The organism is Microbacterium sp. GCS4, from assembly GCF_001262495.1.
Lineage (GTDB): Bacteria > Actinomycetota > Actinomycetes > Actinomycetales > Microbacteriaceae > Microbacterium.
In genome coordinates, this window is the sequence record NZ_LGYE01000001.1 from 952751 (window position 1) to 978846 (window position 26096).

Genomic DNA, 26096 nt, shown 5'->3' on the forward strand with positions numbered 1-26096 from the left:
GGAATTCCGCCGCGGGATAACGGCGTTCCACACTGACCTCATGCGCATCACACCTCGCCGCCTCGCGATCGGCATGAGCCTCTGGGCCCCGAATCTCTTCAGCGGCATCCGCATCCGTCGCTTCAGCGAGGACTGGACGCACGCTACGGTCGAGCTGCACGTCAACGCGTTCACGCGCAACTACGTGGGGACCGCGTTCGGCGGATCGATGTCGGCCATGACCGACCCGTACTTCTTCATGCTCGTGATGCACCAGCTCGGACGCGACCACGTCGTCTGGGACACCCGCGGCGAGATCGAGTTCCTCAAGCCCGGCCGAGGTGTGCTCACGGCGGAGTTCGACGTGCCGCGGGAGAAGGCGGAGGAGCTGCGCGAGCGCGCTCGCGGCGGTGCCAAGGTGCTCGAGTGGTTCGAGACCGAGATCACCGATGAGCAGGGCGACGTCGTGGCACGGGTACGCCGCGAGGTCTATGTGCGCGAGAAGAAGCGCGTCACCGCGGAGCGCGGCTGAGAACCCGGCGACGGACCCGATACCGGCCGTTCACCCGTGCGTGCCACGATGGCGGGATGCCCCTCGCCCGCCGCCTGACTCTGGGAGACGCCGTCGCCATCGGTCTCGGATCCATGGTCGGCGCGGGGGTGTTCGCCGTGTGGGCACCTGCGATCGGCGTCGCCGGCAGCGGCATCCTTGTCGCCCTCGCCATCGCCGCCCTCGTCGCGTACTGCAATGCGACGGCGTCGGCGCAGCTCGCCGCGGCGCACCCCGTCGCCGGCGGCACCTACGCGTACGCCCGCGCCGAGATCGGACCGTGGTGGGGCTTCGTCGCCGGCTGGAGCTTCGTGATCGGCAAGATCGCGAGCTGCGCGGCGATGGCGATGACGTTCGCCGCCTACGCCGCCCCCGAGAGCTGGCGCGTCCCGGTGTCCGTTGCCGCGGTCGCCGCGCTCACGGTCGTGAACTGCTTCGGGATCACCCGGACGGCGCTGCTCACGCGCATCCTCGTGGCCTGCGCGCTGCTCGGACTCGCGGTGGTCGTCGCATTCGGTCTGGGCTCGACCGCGATCGCCTCTCCCCCACCGCTCGAGGAGGCCACCGCGTACGGGGTCCTGCAGGGCGCGGGCCTGCTGTTCTTCGCGTTCGCCGGCTACGCGCGCATCGCGACCCTGGGCGAGGAGGTCGTGGATCCGGCGCGGACCATCCCTCGGGCCATCGTCCTCGCGCTCGGCGGCGCCGTGGCCGTCTATGCGCTCGTCGCCGTGACGGTCATCATGACCCTGGGAGCGGATGCCGCGACAAGCACTGCACCCCTCGTCGACGTGCTCACGGTCTCGGGCTGGCCCGCGCTCGCCCCGGTGGTGCGCATCGCCGCCGCGGCGGCCTCTCTCGGCGCCTTGCTCGCGCTGATCACCGGGATCGGGCGGACGACCCTCGCGATGGCGCGCGAGTCCGACCTCCCCCGCGCGCTCGCTCGCATCGACGAGCGGTGGCAGGTGCCGCGACGAGCCGAGATCGCGATCGGGGTCGCCGTGATCGGAATCCTGCTCGTCGCCGACCTCCGCGATGCGATCGGCTTCTCGTCGCTCGGCGTGCTGCTGTACTACCTCGTCGCGAACGCGGCGGCCTTCCGACAGGATGCGGCCGCGCGGCGCTACCCTCGAGCGCTGCAGGTGGTGGGCGCGCTCGGATGCCTGCTGCTCGTGAACACCCTGCCCGTGCTGGCGTCGCTCGTCGGGACGGCGGTCGTTCTGATCGGGGTCCTGTACCGGGCGATCCGACTGCGCATGGGGATCAGTCCGCCGTCGTCGGACGGCCGCGCCCGCTGAGCGCGATCTCCGCGGCGCGGAGCACCGCCGGCAGCAGCGCCTCGGCCGTGCGGCGATACCCGAGGGGGCTCGGGTGGAACCGGTCGAGGCTGAACATCGCCTCGGGATCGTCGAAGAACATCGGTCCGACGGCGCGACGCAGATCCACAGGGACGGCGCCAGCGTCGCGCGCGGTCCCGGTCTGCGCCTCCGCGAGACGACGGGACAGACTCGACACGAGCCGGCGCAGCGGCTGGGGAACCGGACGCAGCGCGCCCAGGTCGGGACACGTCCCGACGACGACCTCCGCGCCTCGGCCTCGCAGTTCGTCGATCGCCCGACGAAGGTGCCGGGTCGACGTCGACACCGGAAGCCGGTGGGTGACGTCGTTCCCGCCGACGACGATCACGGCGACGTCCGGTGCATAGTCGACGGGAAGCCCTGCGAGTTGATCGTCGAGGTCGGGCGACTCCGATCCGACCACCGCGATGGTGCGCAGGCGCACCGGCCGATGCAGACGACGTGCGAGGCCCTTGGCGAGGCGTCCGCCCAGCGTCTGCTTGCGTGTCTCGGCGCCCAGCCCCGCGGCGAGCGAATCACCGAGTACGAGGAGCTCGACCGGGTCGCCCTCGAGCCTCCGGCGCCAGACCCGATCGGCGTCGATCGACTCCTCGCCGAGCGGCTTGCCGATGCGGCCGCGCGCGATCGCGGCCTGGCGTACGAGCACCGCACGGAGACCGCACACGATCGCCACGGCGGCGACGCCGATGCCGACGGGGACGGCGAGGTACCGACGATGCATGCCTCGATTCGACCGGACGACCGTGAACGTCGCGTGAACGCATCCGCCGGGTGCTGCCGTCGCAGCTCAGGCAGGGATCCGGTCAGGACAGCGGCTTGAGCTCCAGCTCGGTCGCGCCCGCCCGCACGGCCGCGAACGACGTGTAGCCGTCGGCCGCCGAGCGCTCGAGCAGCGCCTTGAGGTTCTTGGGGCGCCGCTCCAGTCGCACGCGCGCGCCTCCGGCGATCAGGGACGCCTTGTGGCGCGCGAGCTCCGCGACCGGCACGTCGGCGTCGTGCACGAGCACGACCGCGCGCTCCTGGGCATCCGCTCCCGCGGTCACGAGGTCGACGAGGCGCTCGAAGCCGAGCGAGAACCCGACGGCGGCGACCTGCTGCCCGAGGAAGCGCCCGATCATGCCGTCGTAGCGACCTCCGCCACCGAGCGAGTACCCGACCGAGGGGTGGGCGAGTTCGAAGATCGTGCCCGTGTAGTACCCCATGCCGCGCACCAGGAACGGGTCGAACACGAGCGGAATGTCCGACGCGCTGCGCCCTGCGGCGACGGCGTCGCCGATGCCGACCAGGTGCCCCACGATCTCGTCGGGCACACCCTCGGGCAGGGCCGTGCGGATCTGCCGCTCGCCGTACGGGTTGTCCTCCAGGACCTGGGGACGCCCGAGGAACCCCTCGAACGCGTCGACCGCCGAGGCCGCGGCTCCGCGCTCGCGCAGCTCGGTCGCCACGCCCTCTGGTCCGATCTTGTCGAGCTTGTCGATCGTGATGAGCACGCCGGGGCGCTCCTCCGCCGAGAAGCCGAAGCTGTCGAGCATCCAGTCGAGAACGCGCCGGTCGTTGATCCGCACGGTCGCCCCCTCTAGTCCCAACGCGTCCACCGCATCCAGCGAGGCGACCATGAGCTCGGCCTCGGCGCGCGCGGAGTCGTCGCCGATGATGTCGATGTCGCACTGCACGAACTGCCGGTACCGGCCCTTCTGCGGGCGCTCCGCACGCCACACCGGCCCGATCTGGATCGCGCGGAACACTCCGGGCAGCTGGGCGCGGTTGCTGGCGTAGAAACGGGCGAGCGGCACGGTCAGGTCGTAGCGAAGACCCAGGTCGGCGAGCGCCGACTGGTCGTCCGCCGCGTCGCGGATCGTGTCGGCGTCGAGTCCCCGGCGCAGCACGTTGTAGGCGAGCTTCTCGTTGTCGCCGCCGATCCCCGCGTGCAGCCGCGAGTACTCCTCGAGCGCGGGCGTCTCGATCTCGTCGAAGCCGTGTGCGCGGTAGCGCTCGCGGATGACGGAGAGCACGCTCTCGCGGCGGGCCTTGTCGGCGGGGAGGATGTCGCGCATGCCGCGCGGCGGGTTCACAGTAGCCACGCCCCCATCCTTCCAGGTCGGAGGCGGATGCCGCGGCTCAGCCCGCCGCCTCCGCCGCCCGCACCTCGTCCTCGAGCGCCCGCAGACGCTCCCGCAGCGCGCGCTCGGCGTCCCAGCCGTGCACCCTGGCCGTCGCGACGAGCGAGAGCAGAGCGTCGCCGAGCTCGGATTCGCCGCGCGGCCCGTCCGCCGGAACGACGTCGACCCCGGCTCCCGCCGCACGACCCTCGATCTTCTGCGCGAGGGCGAGCGCCGGCATCCCCCGCGGTATCCCGTCGAGAACGCTCTCCCTCGTGCGCTTCTCGGCCGCCTTCGCGGCGTTCCAGTGCACGAGCACTTCCTCGGGAGTGTTCGCGACCTCCCCTGCGAACACGTGCGGATGCCGGCGCACCATCTTCTCGGTGAGCGTCTCCGCCACGTCGTCGATGTCGAAGGGATCGTCCGGATCCTGGGCCGCGATCGCCGCGTGGAACAGCACCTGCCACAGCAGGTCGCCGAGCTCCTCGCGCAGATCAGCGCGCGATCCGGTCTCGACCGCGTCGATGACCTCGTGCGACTCCTCGATCAGATAGGGCACGAGGTCGCGGTGCGTGATGCGCTGCGACCACACGCACCGCTCGCGCACCGCTCGCATGGTCTCGGCCGCCGCACGCAGCGGATCGGTGCGGGAGTGTTCGGTCACGTCTGCTCCTCGGTTCGCATCGACTCTCTCACGTCGCGCGGCGTCATGCGTGCAGGGCACCCCTCCCGAGCGGGATACTCTCGATGCGTGACCCCCGCACAGAGTTTTCCCGAGCCCACCGACACCTCGGCCATCCGCATCATCGGCCGGTTCGAAGCGGGCCGAGGCATCCCGGACGCGATGCGCTCCGACGTGAGGATGCTCGGCGCCCTCCTCGGCCAGGTGCTGCGCGAGTCCGGCGGCGACGAACTGTTCGCCGACGTCGAGCGGTTGCGTCTCGCCACGATCCAGGCCTATGACGAGGAGACCTCCGACGCGTTCGAGCGCGCCGCGTCGATCGCGGAGTCGTTCAGCATCGAGCGCGCCGACGAGGTCGCCCGGGCGTTCACCTGCTACTTCCATCTCGTCAACCTCGCCGAGGAGCACCAGCGCGTGCGCGTCCTGCGCGAACGCGCCGGGCAGCCCGGCCGGGAGGACGCCGCCGACACCGTCGCCTCCGCATACGCGCGGCTGAAGAGCGAGATCGGCGACGACGAGGCGCGTCGACGCCTCGAGGGCCTGCGTTTCCACCCGGTGTTCACGGCGCATCCGACCGAGGCGCGCCGTCGCGCCGTGTCGTCGAGCATCCGCCGCCTGTCCGAGCTGCTCACGCAGCACGATGCCGCGAGCGAGAACGGCGCCGAGCAGCACCGTGCCCGCCGCCGGATGCTCGAGGAGATCGACACGCTGTGGCGCACGGCGCCGCTCCGCGCCCAGAAGCCCTCGCCGACCGACGAGGTCCGCACGGTCATGAGCGTGTTCGACGAGACGCTGTTCACGACCGTGCCGCACGTGTACCGCCGCATCGACGACGCCCTGCGCGGCGACGATTCCGGGGCGAGCGCACCCGTCGTCCCGGCGTTCGTGCGCATCGGCTCGTGGGTCGGCGGCGACCGCGACGGCAACCCCTTCGTGACGGCATCCGTCACGCGTGAGGCATCGCAGATCGCCTCCGACCACGTGCTCCGCGGGTTGGAGCGGGCTCTCGAGCGCATCGGCCGCACCCTCACCCTGGATGCCGAGGACACGCCGCCCAGCGCCGAGGTCCAGGCGCTCTGGGAGCGCTTCGCCGCCGCCGAGCCGCGTCTCGCGGAGGAGCTCGGCGCCCGGTCCCCCGGTGAGCCGTACCGCCGGGTCGTGATCGCCCTCGCGCACCGCGTAGCGGCCACCCGACGCGGTGACGGCGAGCGGTACGCGGGCCCGGACGAGCTCCTCGCCGACCTCCGCGCCGTGCAGTCGTCCCTCGTCGAGGCCGGCGCGAAGCGCCACGCCTTCGGCGGCGTGCAGCACCTCATCTGGCAGGTCGAGACCTACGGCTTCCACCTCACCGAGCTCGAGGTGCGTCAGCACTCGCAGGTGCACGCGAAGGCCCTCGCCGAGCTCACGGGCGATGAGCCGATCAGCGCCCAGACCGAGGAGGTGCTCGAGGTCTTCCGCGCGATCGCGGAGATCCAGCGCGACCGCGGCCTGCGGGCGGCCGGACGCTACGTGGTGTCGTTCACGCAGGCAGCCAGCGACCTCGCGAACGTCTACGAGCTCGCCCGGCACGCGCTCGGCGACGACGCACCGGTGCTCGACGTGGTGCCGCTGTTCGAGACCTTCGCCGATCTGCAGGCCGCCCCCGGCATCCTCGCGGAGGCCGTGCAGTCGCCGGAGTTCCGCGAGCGGATGGCCGCGACCGGCAACCGCCTCGAGGTCATGCTCGGCTACTCCGACTCCTCGAAGGACGTCGGTCCGGTGGCCGCGAACCTCGCGCTGTACGAGGCGCAGGAGAAGATCGCGCACTGGGCGCAGGAGTCCGGCATCGAGCTGACGCTCTTCCACGGTCGCGGCGGCGCCCTCGGGCGCGGCGGCGGTCCCGCGAACTCGGCGATCCTCGCCCAGCCGCCGCATTCGGTCGACGGCCGCTTCAAGCTGACGGAGCAGGGTGAGGTCATCTTCGCCCGGTACGGCGAGCCGGCGATCGCGATGCGTCACATCGACCAGGTGGCTGCGGCGACCCTGCTCGCCTCCTCCCCGACCGTCGAGAAGCGCACGAGTGACGCGGCGCACCGTTTCGCCGACATCGCCGTGGTCATGGACTCGTCCTCGCGTGAGCGCTTCTTCTCGCTCGTGAAGGCGGAGGGCTTCGCGCCCTGGTTCGCGACCGTCACCCCGATGGAGGAGATCGGGCTCCTGGCCCTGGGCTCGCGCCCGGCGCGCCGCGGTCTCTCCGTCGAGTCGCTCGAGGACCTGCGGGCGATCCCGTGGGTGTTCGCGTGGACGCAGGCGCGCATCAACCTCGCGGGCTGGTTCGGTCTCGGCACGGCTCTGGCCGCCGTGGGCGACGAGGCCCGCCTCGTCGAGGCGTACCAGGAGTGGCCGCTGCTGCGCACGATGATCGACAACGTCGCGATGAGTCTCGCGAAGACCGACGAGCGCATCGCCCGCGAGTACCTCGCCCTGGGCGACCGCGACGATCTCGCGGCTCTCGTGCTCGACGAGCTCGCGCTCACCCGGGAGTGGGTCATCCGTCTCACCGGCGGAGTGGGACTGCTGGAGAACAAGCCGATCCTGCAGCGTGCCGTGCAGCTGCGCACGCCCTACGTCGATGCGCTGTCGCTCCTGCAGCTGCGCGCCCTGCGCGCGCTGCGCGATCCTTCCGAGGCGACGGGTTCGGGGTCCGAGGACGAGCAGCGCCGCCTGCTGCTGCTCTCGGTCAGCGGCGTCGCGGCTGGTCTGCAGAACACGGGGTGATCGGCGGAGGCCCGCAGGCGGGATGCTGAATACCGGTATCCCGATAGAGTGAAAAGCTCGCCCGACCAGGCGCCCTTCTCACGCGACACGATCGCACTCCCGCATCCCGTCAGAAAGCTCTCTCGCGTGCCCTCTTCCGTTCTGCCCTCCGCCGACTTCCAGCCCCTTGCCGCCTCCGTGCAGCCCGTGTTCGACACCGTGCTCGTCCGCAGCGCGCACGAACCCGAGTTCCAGCAGGCCGTGCACGAGGTACTGCACTCGATCGCCCCGGTGCTCGAGAAGCACCCGGAGTACGTCGACGGGGGCATCCTCGACCGCGTCGTGGAGCCCGAGCGGCAGATCCTCTTCCGGGTGCCGTGGGTCGACGACGCGGGTCGCCTGCAGGTCAACCGCGGCTACCGCATCCAGTTCTCCTCCGTGCTCGGCCCGTACAAGGGGGGTCTGCGCTTCCACCCCTCGGTGAACCTGTCGATCATCAAGTTCCTCGGCTTCGAGCAGATCTTCAAGAACGCGCTCACCGGTCAGGGCATCGGCGGCGGCAAGGGCGGCTCTGACTTCGACCCGCACGGTCGCTCCGACGCCGAGGTCATGCGCTTCTGCCAGTCGTTCATGAGCGAGCTGTACCGCCACCTCGGCGAGCACACCGACGTCCCCGCCGGCGACATCGGCGTCGGCGGCCGCGAGATCGGCTACCTGTTCGGCCAGTACCGCAAGATCACCAACCGCCACGAGTCCGGCATGTTCACGGGCAAGGGCACCGGCTGGGGCGGCGCCGAGGTGCGCACCGAGGCCACCGGCTACGGCGCGGTCTTCTTCGCGCAGGAGATGCTCGCGGTGCACGGCGACTCGCTCGACGGCAAGCGCGTCGGCGTCTCGGGCTCGGGCAACGTCGCGATCTACGCGATCCAGAAGGCGACCCAGCTCGGCGCGACCGCCGTCACGGCATCCGACTCCTCCGGCTATGTCGTGGACGACGCCGGCATCGACGTCGACCTGCTGCGTCAGATCAAGGAGGTCGAGCGCGCCCGCATCGTCGAGTACGCGAACCGTCGCCCGAGCGCCCGCTTCGTCGAGGGCGGGAGCGTCTGGGAGGTGCCCGTCGACATCGCGGTACCCTCGGCCACGCAGAACGAGCTCGATCTGGCCGCCGCCGAGACGCTCATCGCCAACGGCGTGCGTGCGGTGTCCGAGGGAGCCAACATGCCGTGCCTCCCCGCTGCCGTCGACGCGTTCCAGGCCGCAGGCGTGCTGTTCGCGCCGGGCAAGGCCGCCAACGCCGGCGGCGTCGCGACCTCAGCGCTCGAGATGAGCCAGAACGCCTCGCGCCAGCGGTGGACCTTCGACGCAAGCGAGAACAAGCTCCGCGAGATCATGGCCGACATCCACGCGGCCGCCTTCGACGCCGCCGAGCGCTACGACGTCGCGGGCGACTACGTGGCCGGCGCGAACATCGCCGGCTTCGAGCGGGTCGCCGCCGCGATGCTCGCGCAGGGCGTCATCTGAGCAGGAGGGGGCGCGTCGGCGCCCCCTCCTCCCCTCAGCTCTCGTCGACCGGCACCTTCACGACCTTGTTGTACCCCGTGACGGCCTGGTTCTCGTCGAACGCGACGACCTTCTTGCGGAAGCCCTTCGTGATGAACGCGAGGTAGATCACGCCGAGGACCGTCCAGGTGATGCCGCCGATCAGGGCGTCCTGGTGCAGGTTGACCCAGAGGAGCCCGGTGAGGAGCGTGCCGATCGCGGGCATCACGATGTACGAGAAGATCTCGCGCGGCGTGCGGCGCATCCCCTTGCGGATCGCGAACCACGCGATCACCGAGATGTTCACGAACGTGAACGCGATCAGCGCACCGTAATTGATCCACGCGGCGATCAGCTCGAGCGTGAACGGGATGGCGAGCAGCGAGATCGCGCCCACCAGCACGATGTTGAACGTCGGCGTATGCGTGCGCTGGTTGATGTAGCCGAACGCCCGCTGCGGCAGCACGTTGTTGCGCCCCATCACGAGCAGCATGCGCGACACCGAGGCGTGCGAGGCGAGACCTGAGGCGAGCGTCGCACAGAAGCCCGCCGCCGTGAGAACGGCCATCAGGACGTTGCCGCCGACGAGCTCGCCGATGATCGGGAGCGTGGAGTCCTCGACGAACTGCATGTCGCCGCCCGGGGCGAACTCGTTCCAGTCCGGGAACCGCAGCTGCGAGACGTACGAGGCGACGAGGAAGATCCCTCCGCCGAGGAGGACGGTGAGGAGGATCGCCTTCGGCATGATCTTCGGGTCCTTCGCCTCCTCGGCGTACATCGTGACGGCGTCGAAGCCGATGAACGAGAAGCAGACGATGGTCGCGCCGGTCAGCACGGCGCCCAGGGTCACGTCGTCGTGCAGGAACGCACCGACCGAGAGGATCGTCGCCGCGCCGTCCCCGCGCATCAGCTGCGCGACCACGAGCACGACGAACACGACCATGACGACGATCGAGAACACGAGCAGGATCATGTTGAGGTTCGACGTGCCGCGCATGGTCATGTAGATGATGCTCGTGACGGCGATGCAGTACAGCACGACCCAGATCCACGCGGGGACGTCGGGGAACATGGCCTCGAGGTAGCTCTTGATGATGAGGCAGTTCACCATGGGCAGAAGCACGTAGTCGATGAGCGAGGTCCAGCCGACCATGAAGCCGAGGTTCGGGTGGATCGATTCGCGCACGTAGGTGTACGCGGATCCGGCGCTGGGGATCGCGCTCGCGATCTTGCCGTAGCTGATGGCCGTGAACACCATGACGATCAGCGCCACGAGATACGCGGCGGGGACGACGTCGTCCGTGTCGCGAGCGACCATGCCGAAGGTGTCGAACACCACGGTCGGCGTCATGTAGCCGAGGCCGAGGCCGACGATCGCCCAGAGGCCGAGATTCCGTCGGAGGCTCCCACCGCCGTGAGCGAGCGGCTTCGTCTTCTCTGCCATGTGTACTCCTCGAGGGACAGCGCATGGGCCGGACTTCGGGTCGTCCGACGCTGAGCATCAGTATGTACCCCTGCTATTCGTCAGCGGAAGACCGAATCTGATTCGAAATACGCATTTAACATGACACCTCGAAGCGGGATTCGAAGGAAGGCTCTCACCAGCCTTCGGCGAGAACGCGATCGAGCATCGCGAGGACGTGATCTGCGCTCGCGATCGTGAGGCACAGCGGCGGCTTGATCTTCAGCACGTTCGAGCGCTCCGACGTCGTGAGCACGATCACGCCGAGCTCGCGCATCCGTTCGCAGATCGCCGCGGCCTCCGCTGCCGCGGGCTCCAGGGTCTCGCGGTCGCGCACGAGCTCGACACCCAGATAGAGGCCGGTGCCGTGCACCGGGCCGATCAGCGGATGCCGTCGCGCGAGCTCCTCGAAGCCCGCGACCAGGTGCGCGCCGACCTCGAGGGCGTTTCGCTGCAGGTCGTCTTCGACCATGGCATCGAGCACCGCGATTCCGACGCGGCAGCTGAGCGTGCTCCCTCCGGCGGAAGAGAAGAACTGTCCCTGGGCGCTCAGCGCGTCGGCGATGCGCCTCGTCGTGATCACGCCGCCGATCGGGAAGCCGTTGCCCATGGGCTTGGCGATGGTGATGATGTCGGGCACTGCTCCGGACTGCTCGAAGCCCCAGAACGTCGACCCCAGGCGACCGAACCCGACCTGCACCTCGTCGGCGATGCAGAGGCCGCCGTGCGCGCGCACCCGCTCGTACGCTCCGGCGAGGTACCCGTCCGGCAGCAGCACCCCGCCCGCGTTGCCCAGCACCGGTTCGCACAGGAACGCCGCGACGTCCCTCAGGTCGGCCGACAGGCGGTCGAGGTCGGCGTCGAGATCGGCGAGGTACGCGGCTGCCGTGTCGTCGCCCCGATAGGTGCCGCGGAACCGGTTGGGGACGTCGGCGACGTGCACCCAGCCCGGACGCGTGCCCACGGCATCCGGGTTGTCGTAGGCACTGGTCGTGACCGCGTCGCTCGCCTGGGTCCAGCCGTGATAGGCCTCGCGGAGCGCCACGACCGTCGACCGTCCCGTGGCCGCCTGCGCGAGCCTGATCGCCAGGTCGACCGCCTCCGAGCCGCTGTTGACGAGCAGCACGGTGTCGAGTCCGCTGCCCTCCGGCAGGAGCGCGAGCAGCCGTTCGTTGTACTCCGCGAGGTCGCGGAACAGGAAGCGCGAGTTCGTGCCGAGGAGACGCAGCTGCGCGTTCGCGGCGTCCGCGACGGTCGGATGCGCGTGCCCGAGTCCCGCGACGTTGTTGACCATGTCGACGTGGCTGCGCCCCGTCGTGTCGACCAGATAGTGGCGCCAGCCGCGCTCGATCTGCGGCGGATGCTCGTAGTACCGCTCCTGGGCCGCCGCGAAGATGCGCTCGCGGCGACGCAGCTCGTCGGCCGACTCGTCGCGCTGGGCAAGGGCGGGGATGCCGAGCAGCGGAGCGGGGTCGGCGGTCAGACGCGCCCAGGCCGCGACGACGTCAGGAGCGACGAGCCGGGCGCTCGCGGGTTCGGGTGCGAGGAGAGGCGAGGCATCCGACGGCGGCGTCGGCACCGGGGAGTCGGCGCGGCGGACGCCGACGACCACCACCCGGCCGTCGAACGAGGCGGCGAGTCTCCCGATCGCGTCACCGCTCTCGATAGGTCCGCCCCGCGCGGGTTCCACATCCGCGCCGCGGATCTCCACGATCCAGCCGTCGCCGGTGGCAAGCCGCACGCGACCCTCGAGCACCGTCATCTCGCCGTCGACCGGGGCCGTCAGCCGCATCGAGGGGCCAGGGGCGATGTGCAGCTCGGTCTCGACGGGCCAGGTCGCGGCGGCATCGGCGGCGTCGATCACCGAACGCGTGAGCCGGTACACGCCGTAGGGCATGACCGCCACCCGGGCGCCGGAGGCGTGCGCGTCCGCGATCAGCTGCGCCTCGGCATCCGATTCGAGCCACCGCCCGGCATCCAGGCCGGCAGCCTCCACCCCGGGGTCGAGGATCGACACCCGTCCTTCGAGGTCGGGGATCAGCGAGGAGAGGTCCGTGAGCCCGGTCGCCCGGAACGACGGGGCGTCGATCCCGAGCCGCGCGCGCACGTGCTCGACGGCCTCCACAAGGGGAACGGAGGTCGCGGCGTCGAAGATCGCCTGCTCCCCCGCCACCCGCTCGGCGGCGTACTCGTTGTCGCCGTCGATCTCGAGCTGCCGCCACCCGCTCGCCACGAGGAGCGCGGCGCGCAGCACGATGAGCGGCCACACGGCGTCGGCCTCCTCGTCGCACAGCGGCACGAGTTCGTGGAACGCGGCGATCGTGTCGAGCACGCGCAGCGGTCGAGCGGGCTCGTGATGCAGCATCGACGCGGCGCACACGGCGAGTTCGGCGACGCGCCACCCCGTCCCGAGGTCGCCCAGATCGATCACGACACGCGGATGCAGTCGCGAGTCGCTGCTGCGCTCCCCCATGACGTTGTCGTCGGTGAGGTCGCCGTGGATCGGCTGCACCGGAAGTCGATCGGCCACGACTGCGAGCGCGACCTCCGCCTCCTCGGCGGCCTCTCGCACGCGGGCGCGGAGCCGTGAGTCCGTGATCGACGGGGACAGCAGCCGCACCTGCGCGGCGGCGACCCGCATGTCCCACATCTGCTCGCGGTCGAGTCCCGGATGCCGGAGCCCGGCGAGGGCGGTGACGGAGGCCGCGGCGAGCGCCCCGAACTCCGAGAGCACGACCGGCGCGAGGTAGCCGGCATCGACGAGCGGCTCCCCCTCGGCGAACGCGCTGCGTCGTACGGCGAATCCGCCCCACCTCTGGGTGAGTGCACCGTCGAGTCCGGGCAGCACTGGGGGCACGTCGACGCCTGCCGCACGGTATGCCTCGATGGCGGCGTGCTGCGCATCGCGGGCCTCGTCGCCGGTCACCGGGTTGTCGACGCGGAGCACGCTGCGGGTGCCGTCGGCTTCGCGCAGCACGAAGTTGCGATCCTGATTACTGCCGAGCTCGGTCGCGGAGGCTTCGATGCCGTAGCACTCCCGGGCGATGACCTCGGCGTCCGCGGTCGTCACCGCCGGGCGGACGAGCCCGGTGCCCGCGCTCACCCCCGCCCCACCGCGGGGCCGTCGCCGCGGGCGCCGTCGGTGTGAACCGTCTTGTCGATGAGCACGTCGTCCGCGTGGCGGGCGAGCGAGGTGCCGTAGCGCTCCGTGAGCTGCACCATGAGGTCGGGGGTGTCGCGGTCCACGCCGAAGACGTGCCCGGGGAAGTCGAGGTCGGGCTGCGCGGCGGCGATCTCGTCCTCGCGGTCGGGCGACAGGAGCTGTACGGGGTCGCCCACCGCGACCCAGCCGATCGGCACGACGGTCCCCGCGGGAAGCACGGCGCGACGGTGCACGATCGCGTTGACGCGCACCTCGCAGCGGTCGCCGACCAGTGCGCCGTTGAAGATCCGAGCGCCCGAGGCGAAGAAGACCTCCTCGCCGACGGTCGCTCCCGCGATGCTCGCGAGCGTGCCGATGAGCGTGTGCGATCCGATGTGCACCGCGTTCGCAGCGGTCGCGCGGATCAGCGCGTTCTCCATCACGATCACGTGCTCGCAGAGCCGGATCGGGCCACCCTCGGCCGTGATCACGGCTCCGTGCAGCACCTGACAGTTCGGCCCGATCTCGACGTCGCCCGAGACGACGGCGGTGGGGGCGATGACGGCGGTGTCATGGATGCGGGGTCGAGCCCCGAGGTGCTCGTACAACATGACGTCAGCGTAGCGCCGTCGGAGTTCCGCGCGAGAGGACTACTTCCTGGCGCCGGCTCGGCGGACTATTCCGATCACGATCGTCGCCAGGAACAGGACGATGCCGAGGACCGCGAGCCAGAGGAGCCCCTTGACGACGAAGCCGAAGACCGCGAGACCGGCCCAGACGATGAGGAGGATGATCAGAAGTGCCCACATGGCTCCATCATCCCTCGCCCGCGGTCTGCCGTCACCCCGTTGACGTGCGGTGACCCTGTCGCTAGCTCTCCCACTGCTACGCTGGCGCACATGGCTGGCCTCTGAATCGATCCCCTCCCCGCCGTTCGGCTGCGTTCTCGCGCGCCTCGGCTCCTCGATCGAAAGGCTCACCCATGCACCCCACCGACCTTCCTCTCTCCGGCAGGACCGCCCTCGTCACCGGTGTCTCCCGACTGCGCGGCATCGGCTTCGCCACCGCCTCGATGCTCGCCAGCCTCGGCGCGAACGTCGTGATCCATCACTATCGTCCGCACGACCTCGACCAGCCCTGGGGCGGTGACGACCTCGACGAGGTGCGCTCCGGCATCGCCGCCGTCCTCGCTCCGGGCGCCGCGATGGCCGACCATCACGCCGATCTCCGCGATCCCGCCGCGATCGACCCGCTGCTCGACGCCGCCTCGGTGCTCACCGACCGGCTCGACATCCTCGTCTGCAACCAGGCGCTCACGGGCGGCGACGGATCGATCTTCGACATGACCCCCGATCGCCTCGACGCGCACTGGCAGACGAACGCGCGCGCGTCGCTGCTGCTCACGGCCGGGCTCGCGCGGCGCCGACGGCAGGAGCTCGGGGGCGCGGGGATCGACATCGCACGGCCGGGCGATCGCGTCGCCGACTTCGGACCGTTCGACGCGCCGACGGGACACGTCGTCTGGATGACCTCGGGTCAGGGTCACGGCGCGATGGTCGGCGAGATCGCCTATGCCACGAGCAAGGCCGCCCTCGCCGGCATCACGCGTTCGGTGGCCCGCGAGCTGCTCGACGTGGGGATCGTGCTGAACACCGTGAACCCCGGGCCCGTGAACACCGGCTATCTCGACGCCGACACGACCGACCGCGACCTCTCCGGCGTCGCGGACTGGATCACCACGCAGCCGTTCGGACGCGTGGGTCGACCGTCGGACCCCGCGAGCCTGATCGGCTGGCTGTGCACGCCGGCCGGGTCGTGGGTGGTGGGTCAGGTGGTCACCTCGGACGGCGGCTTCTCCCTCTGACCCGGGTCCTCCCCCTGTCCGCCCTGGGCACGGCTGCGGATGCCGGGCGCGACACGCCGCGGCATCCGCCCGGCCGGCGGCGTGTCGGCCGCCGTCTCCGAAGCTGTGCCCGGGACCGCCGACCTCACTCGGCCGGGACGGGCTCCGGGAAGATCGCGGTGAACAACTGGCCGACCCATTCGAGCAGCTCGGCGTCGGGCAGCGGCTCGAGACCGACGCCGACCGCTGCGGGGACCGTCGGCATCGGCACGACGAGCGCCTCACCGCTCGCGACGAGCTTGGCCTTGGGGTACAGCCTCTGGAGGCGCACCTTGATCGAGTCCTCCAGGCGTGCCGGGGCGATGCGCAGGTTCGAGCCCATCACGACGACGTCAGCGAGTCCCGCCCGCGCGGCACGACGGCGCAGGCGGGCGACGGCGACCAGACCCTCGACCTCCTCGGGCGGCGTGCCGTACCGGTCGGTGAGCTCTTCGATCACGAGGTCGATCGCGTCGTCCTTCGCGGTCGCCGCGGATGCGGCCGACAGCTTCTGGTACGCCTCCAGGCGCAGCCGCTCGCTGTCGATGTAGTGCTCCGGGATGCGCGCGTCCAACGGCAGCTCGAGTCGCAGTTCCTGCCCGGACTCCACCTCGTCGCCCCGGAACGTCGCGACGGCTTCGCCGATCATCCGCAGGTACAGGTCGAAACCGACGCCCGCGATGTGGCCGGCCTGCTCGCCGCCGAGCAGGTTGCCCGCGCCGCGCAGCTCGAGGTCCTTGAGCGCGACCTGCATGCCGGAGCCGAGGTCGTTGTTGACGGCGATGGTCTGCAGTCGGTCGGCCGCCGTCTCGCTGAGCGGCTTCATCTCGTCATAGAGGAAGTACGCGTAGGCCCGTTCGCGTCCGCGACCGACACGGCCCCGGAGCTGGTGCAGCTGGCTCAGACCGTACTTGTCGGCACGGTCGATGATGATGGTGTTCGCGTTCGAGATGTCGAGACCGGTCTCGATGATGGTGGTCGAGACGAGCACGTCGAACTTGCGCTCCCAGAAGTCGTCGACGACCTGTTCGAGCGCATGCTCGCCCATCTGCCCGTGCGCCACCGCGATGCGCGCCTCGGGAACGAGTTCGGCGAGCTGAGCCGCGACCCGCTGGATCGACTGCACGCGGTTGTGGACGAAGAACACCTGCCCCTCGCGGAGGATCTCGCGTCGGATCGCCGCGGCGATCTGCTTGTCGCTGCGCGGGCCCACGAAGGAGAGGATCGGATGCCGGTCCTCCGGCGGGGTCGCCAGGGTCGACATCTCACGGATGCCGGTGACGGCCATCTCGAGCGTGCGCGGGATCGGCGTCGCGCTCATCGCGAGGATGTCGACGTTCGTCTTCATCTTCTTGAGCGCGTCCTTGTGCTCGACGCCGAAGCGCTGCTCCTCGTCGATGATCATGAGGCCGAGGTCCTTGAACATCACCTGGTCGGTGAGGATGCGGTGCGTGCCGATGACCATGTCGACCGTCCCGTCGAGGAGGCCGGCGAGGGTGAGCTTCGCCTCCTTGTCGGTCTGGAAGCGCGAGAGCGGACGCACCTTGACCGGGAATCCGGCGAAGCGCTCGGTGAAGGTCTCGAGGTGCTGCTTCACGAGCAGCGTGGTCGGCACGAGCATCGCGACCTGCTTGCCGTCCTGGATCGCCTTGAACGCGGCGCGCACCGCGACCTCGGTCTTGCCGAAGCCGACGTCTCCCGACAGCAGGCGGTCCATGGGGATGGGCCGCTCCATGTCGGCCTTGATCTCGTCGATCGTCTGCAGCTGGTCTTGCGTCTCGGCGAAGGGGAACGCCTCTTCGAGCTCACGCTGCCACGGGGTGTCGGGCCCGAAGGCGTGGCCCTTGGCGGCCATGCGCGCCGAGTACAGCTTGACGAGCTCGACCGCGATGTCGCGCACGGCCTTGCGAGCCTTGCCCTTGGCCTGCGCCCAGTCGCTGCCGCCCATCTTCGAGAGCGTGGGGCCCTCGCCGCCGACGTACTTCGACAGCAGGTCGAGCTGGTCGGTCGGCACGAAGAGCTTGTCGCCCGGGTAGCCGCGCTTCGACGGCGCGTACTCGAGAACCAGGTAGTCGCGGGTCGACTTGGTCGCGTTGCGGCCTCCCGTCGACACCTCGCGCTTGGTCATCTCGACGAACCGTCCGATGCCATGGGTGTTGTGGACGACGAAGTCGCCCGGCTTCAGCTGCAGCGGGTCGACGACGTTCTTGCGCCGCGAGGCGAGCTTCTTGACGACGCGCTGGTCGCCGCCGATCGTGCGTCCGTAGAACTCGTTGTCGGTGAGCACGGCGAGCCTCGCGTCGGCCACCTGGAAGCCGGACTCGACCGTGCCCGTGACGAGGGTCGCGACTCCGGCATCCGGTGCCTCTGTCAGACTCTCGACGACGCGGGCGGCGATCCCCCGGTCGGAGAGCACGTCGCGTGCGCGGTCGACGAGTCCGGGTCCGGCGGCGATCACGACGACCCGCCAGCCGTCGGCGACCTTCGCGTCGACGAAGGAGATCGCACCGTCGACGTTGCCGTGGAACGAGGGGATCACCGCGGAGTCGACGGTCTCGGCGTCTTCTCCCCCCATCGCGAACGGGCTGAGCCGCCACCACACGCCGCCGCGGTCGCGGACGATCTCGCGGAGGCGCGCGATCGTGAGGAAGTCGCCGGCGCCGAGGTCGATCGGGGCCGAGGCGCCGGAGGTCGCGGCGCTCCACGCCGCGTCGAGGAACTCGCGGTTCGTCTCGCCCAGCGTGATCGCGCGGGCGCTGGAGCGCTCCGGGTCGACGACCGCGGTCGCGCTCCCCTCGGGCAGGTACTCGGCGAGGGACTTCAACGGTCCGGCGACGGCGGGCAGAAGCGATTCCATGCCCTCGACGGGGATGCCCTCGGCCATCTTCTCGAGCATCTGCGAGATCGCCGGGAACCCTCCGATCAGCGCCCGCGCACGGTCGCGCACATCGGGCGTGAGCAGCAGCTCGCGGCTGGGCGGCAGGTCGACGAGAGCGATGTCGCCGGGGAGCGAGCGCTGGTCGGCGACCGAGAAGGCTCGGATCTGGTCGACCTCGTCGCCGAAGAACTCGATGCGGTAGGGATGCTCGGACGTCGGCGGGAACACGTCGAGGATGCCGCCGCGCACCGCGAACTCTCCGCGACGCGACACCATGTCGACCCGCGAGTAGGCGCGCTCGACGAGCTGCTCGGCGACGCGGTCGAGCTCGTACCCGCGGGTGCCGACAGACAGCTCGAGCGGCGAGATGTCGCCGAGGTTCCCGGCGATGGGCTGCAGCGCGGCGCGGACGGAGGCGACCACGACCAGGGGGCGGTCGCCCGACCACTCCGCGATGCGGCGCAGCGTCTGCAGACGCTGTCCGACCGTGTCGGGGCTCGGGCTCAGCCGCTCGTGCGGGAGGGTCTCCCACGCGGGGAACGTCACGACCTCGGCATCCGGCAGGTAGGCGGCGAGCGCCTGGGACAGGCTCTCGGCGCGTCGCCCGGTGGGCACGACCGTGAGGAGCGCTGCGGGATGACCCGCGGCGCGGCGCTTCTCGAGCAGTCCGGCGAGCGCGGGCGCGTCGAGCCCGTCGACGAGCCCGAGATCGGCGTCGGTCTGCGCCCAGGTGAGGGCGTCACGATACAGAGACGCCTCTTCCAAGGCGCGCAGAATCCCCGGAACAGTCACCGGACAAGCCTAGCCGCGGCATCCGACATCGGGATCGCGCGTGGTTAGGATGCTCGGATGGAACCGGCCACCCTCACCACCGAGCGACTCGTGCTGCGGACGCCGACCGAGGCCGACGTCGACGCGATCACCCAGGCCTGCCAGGACCCGGAGATCCAGAGGTGGACCACGGTCCCGAGCCCCTATGCACGGACCGATGCCGAGGACTTCGTGCGTCTGGTCGAGGGCTGGTGGGCGGACGGCAGCGAGACGACCTGGGCGATGCACCGCGACGGCGAACTCGTGGGCATGATCGGTTTGCACCGCATCCGACGGCAGCCGAACGGCGGCGACGCCGAGATCGGGTTCTGGGTGACAGACGCCGCCCGCGGCCAAGGCTACGTCGTCGAGGCGGCGACCGCGGTGGTGGACTGGGGCTTCGGCGAACTCGGGCTCTCCCGGATCGAATGGCGCGCGATCGCCGACAACGTGCCCTCGGCGAAGACCGCACGGGCGCTCGGGTTCCGCTACGAGGGCCTCCTGCGGCAGGCCTTCGCGAGCGGCGAGCGGCGCGAGGACAGCTGGGTCGCCGGTCTCCTCCGGGACGACGACCGCACCCCTGCCCCCTGGCCCGTGCTCGCCTGATCGCGTCGCCCCGCCCGCCCCTCCCACGCGCACGCCGAGGTAGGCGATGACGCGGAGGTAGGTAGATTCGGACCGGAATGTCCTACGTCGGCGTGACCGCCTCGCTCCGCGTCCCCCGGTTCCGCCCCCTGGCCCGATGTCGGACCCGGGTGGCAGGATGGGCGCATGCCGGAGATGCCGGAGGTCCAGGGCCTGACGACGTTCCTTGCCGAGCGGGTGGTGGGGCACACGATCACGCGTACGAGCGTCGGGGCGATCGCCGCGCTCAAGACGTACGACCCGCCCAACACGGCGCTGCACGGTGCGGAGATCACGGCGGCCACGCGGCGGGGCAAGTTCATCGTGCTGTCCGCGGGCGACGACCTGCACCTCGTCTTCCATCTGGCCAAGGCCGGGTGGCTGCGCTGGTACGAGCTCCTCCCCACCACGCTCATCAAGCCGGGCAAGTCCCCGATCGCCCTGCGCGTCGCGCTCGACGACGACAGCGGCTTCGACCTGACCGAGGCGGGCACGAAGAAGTCGCTCGCCGTGTACGTCGTGCGCGATCCCGACGACGTCCCCGGCATCGCACGGCTCGGACCCGACCCGCTCGACGCGGCCTTCACGCGGGAGGCGTTCGGCGCCGTCCTCGACGGACGGCGGATGCAGATCAAGGGGCTCCTGCGAGACCAAGGCGTGATCGCGGGCATCGGCAACGCGTACTCCGACGAGATCCTGCACGCAGCCAAGATGTCGCCGTACGCGATCGCCGGCACGCTCGACGGCGCCGAGGTCGACCGCCTCTACACCGCGATGCAGACCACGCTGACGGATGCCGTCGCCGAGGCGTCGGGCAAACCTCCGGCCGAGCTCAAGGACGCGAAACGGCGAGGGATGCAGGTGCACGCCCGCCGCGGAGAAGCCTGCCCCGTGTGCGGCGATACCGTGCGGAGCGTGTTCTTCGCCGACCGCTCGCTGGAGTACTGCCCGACCTGCCAGACGGGTGGCAAGATCCTCGCCGACAGACGCCTCTCCCGCCTGCTGAAGTGAGTACTGCCCGACCTGCCAGACCGGCGGCAAGATCCTCGCCGATCGCCGCCTCTCCCGCCTGCTGAAGCGACACTTCCCTCCTCGCGCGCCCGCGCTGTATTACGCGGAATGAAACGCATCCAGGCGCGTTGAGTACACTCAGAGCATCAACGTGCTCCGGGGTCGGTGGGAATCCGAACCGGCGGTGACAGTCCGCGAGCGTCTCGATTCGTCGAGATGCCGATCCGGTGGAAATCCGGAACCGACGGTGATGCGAGGCGCAGCCTCGCTAGTCCGGAAGGGAGGCAGCACGGTGGGCCGCCGCATGCGCGTTCCCGCTGTCCTCCCCTGCGACCCTCGGAGTCCAGAGAGGACCAACGGATGGCAGTGAACGAGGCGGAACGCCGGGCGATGACCCGAGCGCTCGAACTCGCGACCCTCGGCCCGCGCGGCATCAATCCTCAGGTGGGCGCCGTCATCCTCTCCCCCGACGGCTCCGTGCTCGCTGAGGGCTGGCACCGCGGCGCCGGCACCCCGCACGCCGAGGTCGACGCCCTCGCCAAGCTCGCTCCGGGCGCGGCCCGCGGCGCCACCGCCGTCGTCACCCTCGAACCGTGCAACCACACCGGGCGCACCGGTCCGTGCGCCGTCGCGCTGATCGAGGCAGGCGTCGCCCGCGTCGTCTACGCGCTCGACGACCCCGGTGCCGTCTCGGGCGGCGGCGCCGATCGGCTGCGCGCCGCGGGGGTGAGCGTCGAGGCGGGCGAACAGGCCGACGCCGCCCTTCGCGTCATCGACGGATGGCTCAGGTCCCAGCGTCTCGGACGGCCGCACGTCACCGTGAAGTGGGCGCAGAGCCTCGACGGTCGTGCCGCGGCATCCGACGGGTCGAGCCAGTGGATCACCGGGCCGGAGGCCCGCGCGGACGTGCACCGTCGCCGCGCCGAAGCCGACGCGATCGTCGTCGGCACCGGCACCCTGCTCGCCGACGACCCCGCTCTCACCGCTCGCGACGGCGACGAGCTCTACGCCGCGCAGCCGGTCCCCGTCGTGATCGGCACGCGCCCCATCCCCGACGACGCCGCGATCCGCCGGCATCCGCATACAGCGCTCGCCTACGAGACCCACGACGTGCGGGCCGTGCTCGCCGACCTGCGCGAGCGCGGCATCCAGACCGTGTTCGTCGAGGGGGGACCCACGCTCGCGAGCGCGTTCCTCGCCGCGGGGCTCGCCGACCGCGTCCTCGCGTACATCGCGCCGGTGCTGCTGGGCGGCCCCCGTCTCGCAGTCACCGACATCGGCGTCCCCTCGATCGACGCCGCGCGCCGCCTGGCGGTCGAGGAGTGGGTGCCGCTCGGCGCCGATCTCCTGGCGATCGCGCACCCTGACACCACCCGACCAGAAGGAAGCCACTGATGTTCACCGGAATCATCGAGGAGATCGGCGAGATCACCGCCATCGCGCCGTCCGGCGACGGCTGGCGTCTCACGGTGCGCGCGCCGAAGGCCGCAGCGGATGCCGTGCACGGCGAGTCGATCGCGGTGTCGGGCGTGTGCCTGACGGTGGTCGACTCGACCGCCGACACCTTCGACGCCGACGTCATGAAGCAGACGCTCGACGTCGCGGCTCTCGGCGACGCGACCGTCGGCGCACGCGTGAACATCGAGAAGGCGATGCCCGTGGGCGCGCGCCTCGGCGGGCACATCGTCCAGGGCCACGTCGACGGCGTGGGCACCGTGATCGAGGTCCGGCACGGAGCTCAGTGGAGTGTCCTGCGCGTCGAGATCCCCGACGACCTCGCCCCGCTCGTGGTCGACAAGGGATCGATCTCGATCGACGGAACCTCGCTCACGGTCAGTGCGGTGAGTCCCGCCGACGCCGATCACCACTGGCTCGAGGTCTCCCTCATCCCGGAGACGCTCGCCGCGACCACCCTGGGCTCCCGCGCGGTCGGCGACCGCGTCAACCTCGAGACCGACATCCTCGCCCGTCACGTCGAGCGGCTGCTCGCGTTCCGGGCAGCACCGGAAGGAGGCTCACGATGAGCCTGTCCACCATCGCCGAGGCGATCGAGGCGCTGCGCGCCGGACGTCCCGTCCTCGTCGCGGACGACGAGAACCGCGAGAACGAGGGCGACGTCGTGCTCTCCGCCGAGCTCGCGACCCCCGAGTGGGTCGCGTGGACCGTGCGCTGGTCGTCGGGCTTCATCTGCGCACCGATGCCGGCCGACCTCGCCGACTCCCTCAACCTGCCGCCCATGGTCGCGGCCAGCGAGGACGCCCGCTCGACCGCGTACACCGTGAGCGTGGATGCCGCGGAGGGCGTCACGACGGGCATCAGCGCCCACGACCGGGCACACACCCTCAACGTGCTGGCGAACCCTGAGTCGACCGCCACGAGCATCATCCGCCCCGGCCACGTGCTGCCGTTGCGGGCGGTCGACGGCGGCGTGCGCGAGCGCAGCGGGCACACCGAGGCGGCTGTCGACCTCATGAAGCTCGCGGGCCTGAACCCGGTCGGGGCGATCGCCGAGGTGGTCGCCGAGGACGGGAGCATGATGCGCCTGCCCGGGCTGCTCGAACTCGGCGCGCGCGACGGCGTGCCGGTCATCACGATCGAACAGCTCATCGCGCACCTGAACGAGATCGACCCGTCGGGATGGGCGCCGGAGCGGGCGAGCCGCCGCGTGAGCCTGCGCGCCGATGCGACCGTGCCGACCACGCACGGCTCCTTCCGTTTCCTCGCCTATAAGGACCGGGTCACCGGCACCGACCACATCGCCGTGGTGTCGGGCGAACCCGGGGAGACCGCGCTCGTGCGCGTGCACTCGGAGTGCCTGACGGGCGAGGCGTTCGGCTCGCTCAAGTGCGAGTGCGGCCCGCAGCTCGACGCGGCGCTCGACGCGATCGAGCAGGAGGGCGGCGTCGTGATCTACATGCGCGGCCACGAGGGACGCGGGATCGGCCTCATCAACAAGCTGCGTGCGTACAGCCTCCAGGAGGAGGGCCTCGACACGGTCGACGCGAACCTCGCGCTCGGCCTGCCCGCCGACGCCCGCGACTACGCCGCGGCGGCCGGGATCCTCTCCGACCTCGGGATCTCCGCGGTCCGGCTGCTCACGAACAACACCGACAAGGTGGACCAGCTGCGCGCCCTCGGACTCGACGTGGTCGAGCAGGTGCCACTGATCGTGGGCGTCGGCCCGAACAACCACCAGTACCTCGAGACCAAGCGTGACCGGATGGGTCACATCATCGGAGAGGCGGAGCTCGCAGAGGCTCTCGCCGAAGGAAAGAAGGACGACGCATGAGCGGCGCAGGCGCAGCACCCCGCACGGAGAAGATCGACGGCGCAGGACTCGACGTCGTCGTGATCGCCGGAACCTGGCACGACGTCATCACGAACGGGCTCATCGCGGGTGCGCAGCGCGTGCTCGACGAGTCGGGTGCCGCGTACCGCGTGGTGCGCGTTCCCGGGTCGTTCGAACTCGCGGTGGCGGCGCAGGCCGCCTTCGCCGGCGGCGCGGACGCGGTGGTCGCGCTCGGCGTGATCATCCGCGGCGGGACGCCGCACTTCGAGTACGTGTCGGCCGCGACGACCGACGGGCTCACCCGGGTGTCGCTCGACGCCGGCAAGCCGGTCGGCTTCGGCGTGCTGACGCTCGACGACGAGAAGCAGGGACTCGACCGCGCGGGACTCGAGGGCTCGCACGAGGACAAGGGCGCGGAGGCGGCGGATGCGGCGCTGCGCACGGCGCTCGTGATCCGGGAGCTCCGCGGCTGAGGTGAGGCGGGCCTTGGTGGCGGAATATCGGTAGCGGTCACTACCGTGAGGGCATGGAGACCCTGCGCCACATCGTGCTCTTCGTCCACCTGATCGGCTTCGCCGTGCTGTTCGGAGCCTGGGCGGTGCAGGCGTTCGGCGGCAAGCGCGAGTTCACGCGCCTCATGAGCATCGGCATGACGATCGCCGCGATCGCCGGCCTCGCTCTCGCCGCCCCGTGGGGCATCGAGTACGACCTGAACTACGTCAAGATCGGCGTCAAGCTCCTGCTTCTGCTCGTGATCGGCGCGCTGCTCGGCATCGGCACGGCGCGTCAGAAGCGCGGCGCGGGCGTGCCCGCGGCGATGTTCTGGCTCGTCGGGATCCTCACCGCAGCGAACGCCGCGATCGCCGCGATCTGGCGCTGAGCCCATCCGGGATTCTCAGCACGTTCCGTCTCGCTTCGCTCGCTCAACGACCAGGGGCGTGAACCGGCGCTGACCCTCACGCCTCGGCGGCGGCGTCCCACACCGCCTGGGTCGGCGCGCTGACGCTCGCGGCGCGGATCCGCTGCCAGTTGCGTCCACCCCGGCCGAACGACGCCTGCACGTCTGCCGGCACCACCGCATCAGCGACGGGTTCCGGGAGCCACCGGCAGGCACGGACGTGCACGAGGTCGACGGCATCCGCTGCAGGGTCCGCGTCGTATGTCCAGGGCCCGATGATCCGCCCGAGATAGGTCAGGCCGTCGACGTCCTTCGTCCAGACGAAGGCACCGACCGGTGCCTTCGCGAACCGCTCGATGCGCCACGCCAGTCGGATGCCGGCCTGCGCGTCCGCCTTCGTGAGCGCATCCTCCAGCGAATCGGGTGCAGGGTGCAACCTGCCTCCGATCCCGCAGACCCCGAGCGTGAGAGCCCGCTCTGGTCCCGCCCCGCGCGGAACCGCATCGTCGCGCGATCTCATCGGCGCGCGATACACCGGGATCTCCTCGCTCACGTGACCGGCACCAGGGTCGCATCGATCGCCGCACCGTCGATCACGACGGTCATCAGGGTGCAGACGGGCTGACGGCGGCGATCGGTCGGCGAGCCGGGGTTCAGCAGGCGCATCCCCGAGGGCGCGCGCGTGTCCCACGGAATGTGCGAGTGGCCGAACACGAGCAGGTCGATGTCGGGGAAAGCCTCGTCCAAGCGATGCTCCCGACGCGTGGCCGAGCCGGTCTCGTGCACGACCGCGATCCTCACGTCCTCGACCGAGAAGCGGGCGACCTCGGGGAGGCGTGCACGCAGATCCGCGCCGTCGTTGTTGCCGTACACGCCGTGGAACTCGCGCGACCGCGATTCGATCAGGTCGAGGGTCTCGACGTCGACCCAGTCCCCCGCGTGCACGACGATCTCCGCGTCGTCGATCGCTCGGAGCACCGCGTCGGGCAGGCGTCGTGCGCGCTTCGGCACATGGGTGTCGGCGAGCAGCAGCATCCTCGTCGTCATGGGCACCTCCATCGTCCGGGTCCCTCCGACTCTACGCACGCGATTCGCCGATCTCACCCGTCTCCGCACCCAGGGAACTCCCAGGTAGGCGTAAGATCGCCCGAGTGCTC

The 26096-nt window shown here is 70.8% G+C and carries 22 protein-coding genes and 1 riboswitch; of the genes, 12 read left to right on the forward strand and 10 right to left on the reverse strand.

Translation table 11 applies throughout. The annotated features are described in order from the left end of the window. The first annotated feature begins 40 nt into the window (after positions 1-40). Positions 41-511 (forward strand): DUF4442 domain-containing protein, encoded by a 471-nt coding sequence (locus AKH00_RS04725; protein ID WP_050721504.1) that lies wholly within the window; start codon positions 41-43, stop codon positions 509-511. A 56-nt stretch (positions 512-567) separates the two neighbouring features. Then, on the forward strand, positions 568-1824 hold the full coding sequence (locus AKH00_RS04730) for an APC family permease (RefSeq protein ID WP_050721505.1): 1257 nt from the start codon (positions 568-570) through the stop codon (positions 1822-1824). On the opposite strand, the gene AKH00_RS04735 is transcribed toward AKH00_RS04730, so the two are convergent. The 3 genes from AKH00_RS04735 to AKH00_RS04745 form a co-directional block, all read right to left on the reverse strand. Continuing rightward, complete coding sequence (locus AKH00_RS04735) at positions 1790-2605, reverse strand: SGNH/GDSL hydrolase family protein (RefSeq protein ID WP_082297398.1); 816 nt, start codon at positions 2603-2605, stop codon at positions 1790-1792. The genes AKH00_RS04730 and AKH00_RS04735 overlap by 35 nt on opposite strands. Before the next feature lie 82 nt (positions 2606-2687). Further along, the gene (locus tag AKH00_RS04740; RefSeq protein ID WP_050721506.1) at positions 2688-3938 is read right to left on the reverse strand and encodes a histidine--tRNA ligase; all 1251 of its coding nucleotides are present in this window, start codon (positions 3936-3938) and stop codon (positions 2688-2690) included. A gap of 64 nt (positions 3939-4002) precedes the next feature. Continuing rightward, positions 4003-4599, reverse strand: coding sequence for a MazG family protein (locus AKH00_RS04745; protein WP_082297402.1), 597 nt, complete (start codon positions 4597-4599; stop codon positions 4003-4005). A gap of 135 nt (positions 4600-4734) precedes the next feature. Here AKH00_RS04745 and AKH00_RS04750 point away from each other — a divergent pair, with 135 nt between their 5' ends. Beyond that, complete coding sequence (locus AKH00_RS04750; RefSeq protein ID WP_050721508.1) at positions 4735-7422, forward strand: phosphoenolpyruvate carboxylase; 2688 nt, start codon at positions 4735-4737, stop codon at positions 7420-7422. 141 nt (positions 7423-7563) lie between these two features. Continuing rightward, positions 7564-8925, forward strand: a complete 1362-nt coding sequence (gdhA, locus tag AKH00_RS04755) for an NADP-specific glutamate dehydrogenase (protein WP_050722052.1) — start codon at positions 7564-7566, stop codon at positions 8923-8925. Between the two features lie 34 nt (positions 8926-8959). On the opposite strand, the gene AKH00_RS04760 is transcribed toward gdhA, so the two are convergent. The 4 genes from AKH00_RS04760 to AKH00_RS18105 all read right to left on the reverse strand — a co-directional run bounded on the left by AKH00_RS04760 (position 8960) and on the right by AKH00_RS18105 (position 14356). Further along, positions 8960-10387, reverse strand: a complete 1428-nt coding sequence (locus AKH00_RS04760) for an APC family permease (protein WP_050721509.1) — start codon at positions 10385-10387, stop codon at positions 8960-8962. Positions 10388-10541: 154 nt separating this feature from the next. Continuing rightward, the gene (locus AKH00_RS04765; protein ID WP_050721510.1) at positions 10542-13508 is read right to left on the reverse strand and encodes an aminotransferase; all 2967 of its coding nucleotides are present in this window, start codon (positions 13506-13508) and stop codon (positions 10542-10544) included. Beyond that, entirely contained in the window at positions 13505-14158 is a 654-nt protein-coding gene (locus AKH00_RS04770; RefSeq protein WP_050721511.1) for a gamma carbonic anhydrase family protein, read from the reverse strand. The genes AKH00_RS04765 and AKH00_RS04770 overlap by 4 nt, the downstream gene beginning before the upstream one ends. A gap of 39 nt (positions 14159-14197) precedes the next feature. After that, on the reverse strand, positions 14198-14356 hold the full coding sequence (locus AKH00_RS18105) for a hypothetical protein (RefSeq protein ID WP_200903799.1): 159 nt from the start codon (positions 14354-14356) through the stop codon (positions 14198-14200). Between the two features lie 173 nt (positions 14357-14529). On the opposite strand from AKH00_RS18105, the gene AKH00_RS04775 reads away from it, so the two are divergent. Next, the gene (locus AKH00_RS04775) at positions 14530-15411 is read left to right on the forward strand and encodes an SDR family oxidoreductase (RefSeq protein WP_050721512.1); all 882 of its coding nucleotides are present in this window, start codon (positions 14530-14532) and stop codon (positions 15409-15411) included. 124 nt (positions 15412-15535) lie between these two features. Here AKH00_RS04775 and mfd read toward each other — a convergent pair whose 3' ends face one another. Further along, positions 15536-19099, reverse strand: a complete 3564-nt coding sequence (gene mfd, locus AKH00_RS04780; RefSeq protein ID WP_050721513.1) for a transcription-repair coupling factor — start codon at positions 19097-19099, stop codon at positions 15536-15538. 57 nt (positions 19100-19156) lie between these two features. On the opposite strand from mfd, the gene AKH00_RS04785 reads away from it, so the two are divergent. The 7 genes from AKH00_RS04785 (at position 19157) to AKH00_RS04815 (ending at position 24921) form a co-directional block, all read left to right on the forward strand. Further along, positions 19157-19723: a GNAT family N-acetyltransferase gene (locus AKH00_RS04785; RefSeq protein ID WP_050721514.1), complete on the forward strand. Its 567-nt coding sequence runs from the start codon at positions 19157-19159 to the stop codon at positions 19721-19723. 165 nt (positions 19724-19888) lie between these two features. After that, on the forward strand, positions 19889-20752 hold the full coding sequence (locus AKH00_RS04790) for an Fpg/Nei family DNA glycosylase (protein ID WP_050721515.1): 864 nt from the start codon (positions 19889-19891) through the stop codon (positions 20750-20752). Between the two features lie 148 nt (positions 20753-20900). Next, positions 20901-21046, forward strand: a riboswitch (FMN riboswitch). A gap of 66 nt (positions 21047-21112) precedes the next feature. Next, a complete protein-coding gene (gene ribD, locus AKH00_RS04795; protein ID WP_050721516.1) occupies positions 21113-22147 on the forward strand; it encodes a bifunctional diaminohydroxyphosphoribosylaminopyrimidine deaminase/5-amino-6-(5-phosphoribosylamino)uracil reductase RibD in 1035 nt (344 codons plus the stop codon). Continuing rightward, complete coding sequence (locus AKH00_RS04800) at positions 22147-22776, forward strand: riboflavin synthase (protein WP_050721517.1); 630 nt, start codon at positions 22147-22149, stop codon at positions 22774-22776. Before ribD ends, AKH00_RS04800 begins: the two co-directional genes overlap by 1 nt. Next, positions 22773-24041: a bifunctional 3,4-dihydroxy-2-butanone-4-phosphate synthase/GTP cyclohydrolase II gene (locus AKH00_RS04805; protein WP_050721518.1), complete on the forward strand. Its 1269-nt coding sequence runs from the start codon at positions 22773-22775 to the stop codon at positions 24039-24041. The genes AKH00_RS04800 and AKH00_RS04805 overlap by 4 nt, the downstream gene beginning before the upstream one ends. After that, entirely contained in the window at positions 24038-24514 is a 477-nt protein-coding gene (gene ribH, locus AKH00_RS04810; RefSeq protein WP_050721519.1) for a 6,7-dimethyl-8-ribityllumazine synthase, read from the forward strand. The genes AKH00_RS04805 and ribH overlap by 4 nt, the downstream gene beginning before the upstream one ends. Before the next feature lie 53 nt (positions 24515-24567). After that, positions 24568-24921 carry a hypothetical protein gene (locus AKH00_RS04815; protein WP_050721520.1) on the forward strand — a complete coding sequence of 118 codons (354 nt, stop codon included), beginning with the start codon at positions 24568-24570 and terminating at the stop codon, positions 24919-24921. Positions 24922-24997: 76 nt separating this feature from the next. Here AKH00_RS04815 and AKH00_RS04820 read toward each other — a convergent pair whose 3' ends face one another. Together AKH00_RS04820 and AKH00_RS04825 are read right to left on the reverse strand one after the other, a co-directional pair. Continuing rightward, entirely contained in the window at positions 24998-25375 is a 378-nt protein-coding gene (locus AKH00_RS04820) for a GAF domain-containing protein (protein ID WP_235556692.1), read from the reverse strand. 113 nt (positions 25376-25488) lie between these two features. Continuing rightward, positions 25489-25986: a metallophosphoesterase family protein gene (locus AKH00_RS04825; RefSeq protein WP_050722054.1), complete on the reverse strand. Its 498-nt coding sequence runs from the start codon at positions 25984-25986 to the stop codon at positions 25489-25491. Positions 25987-26096: the final 110 nt, after the last annotated feature.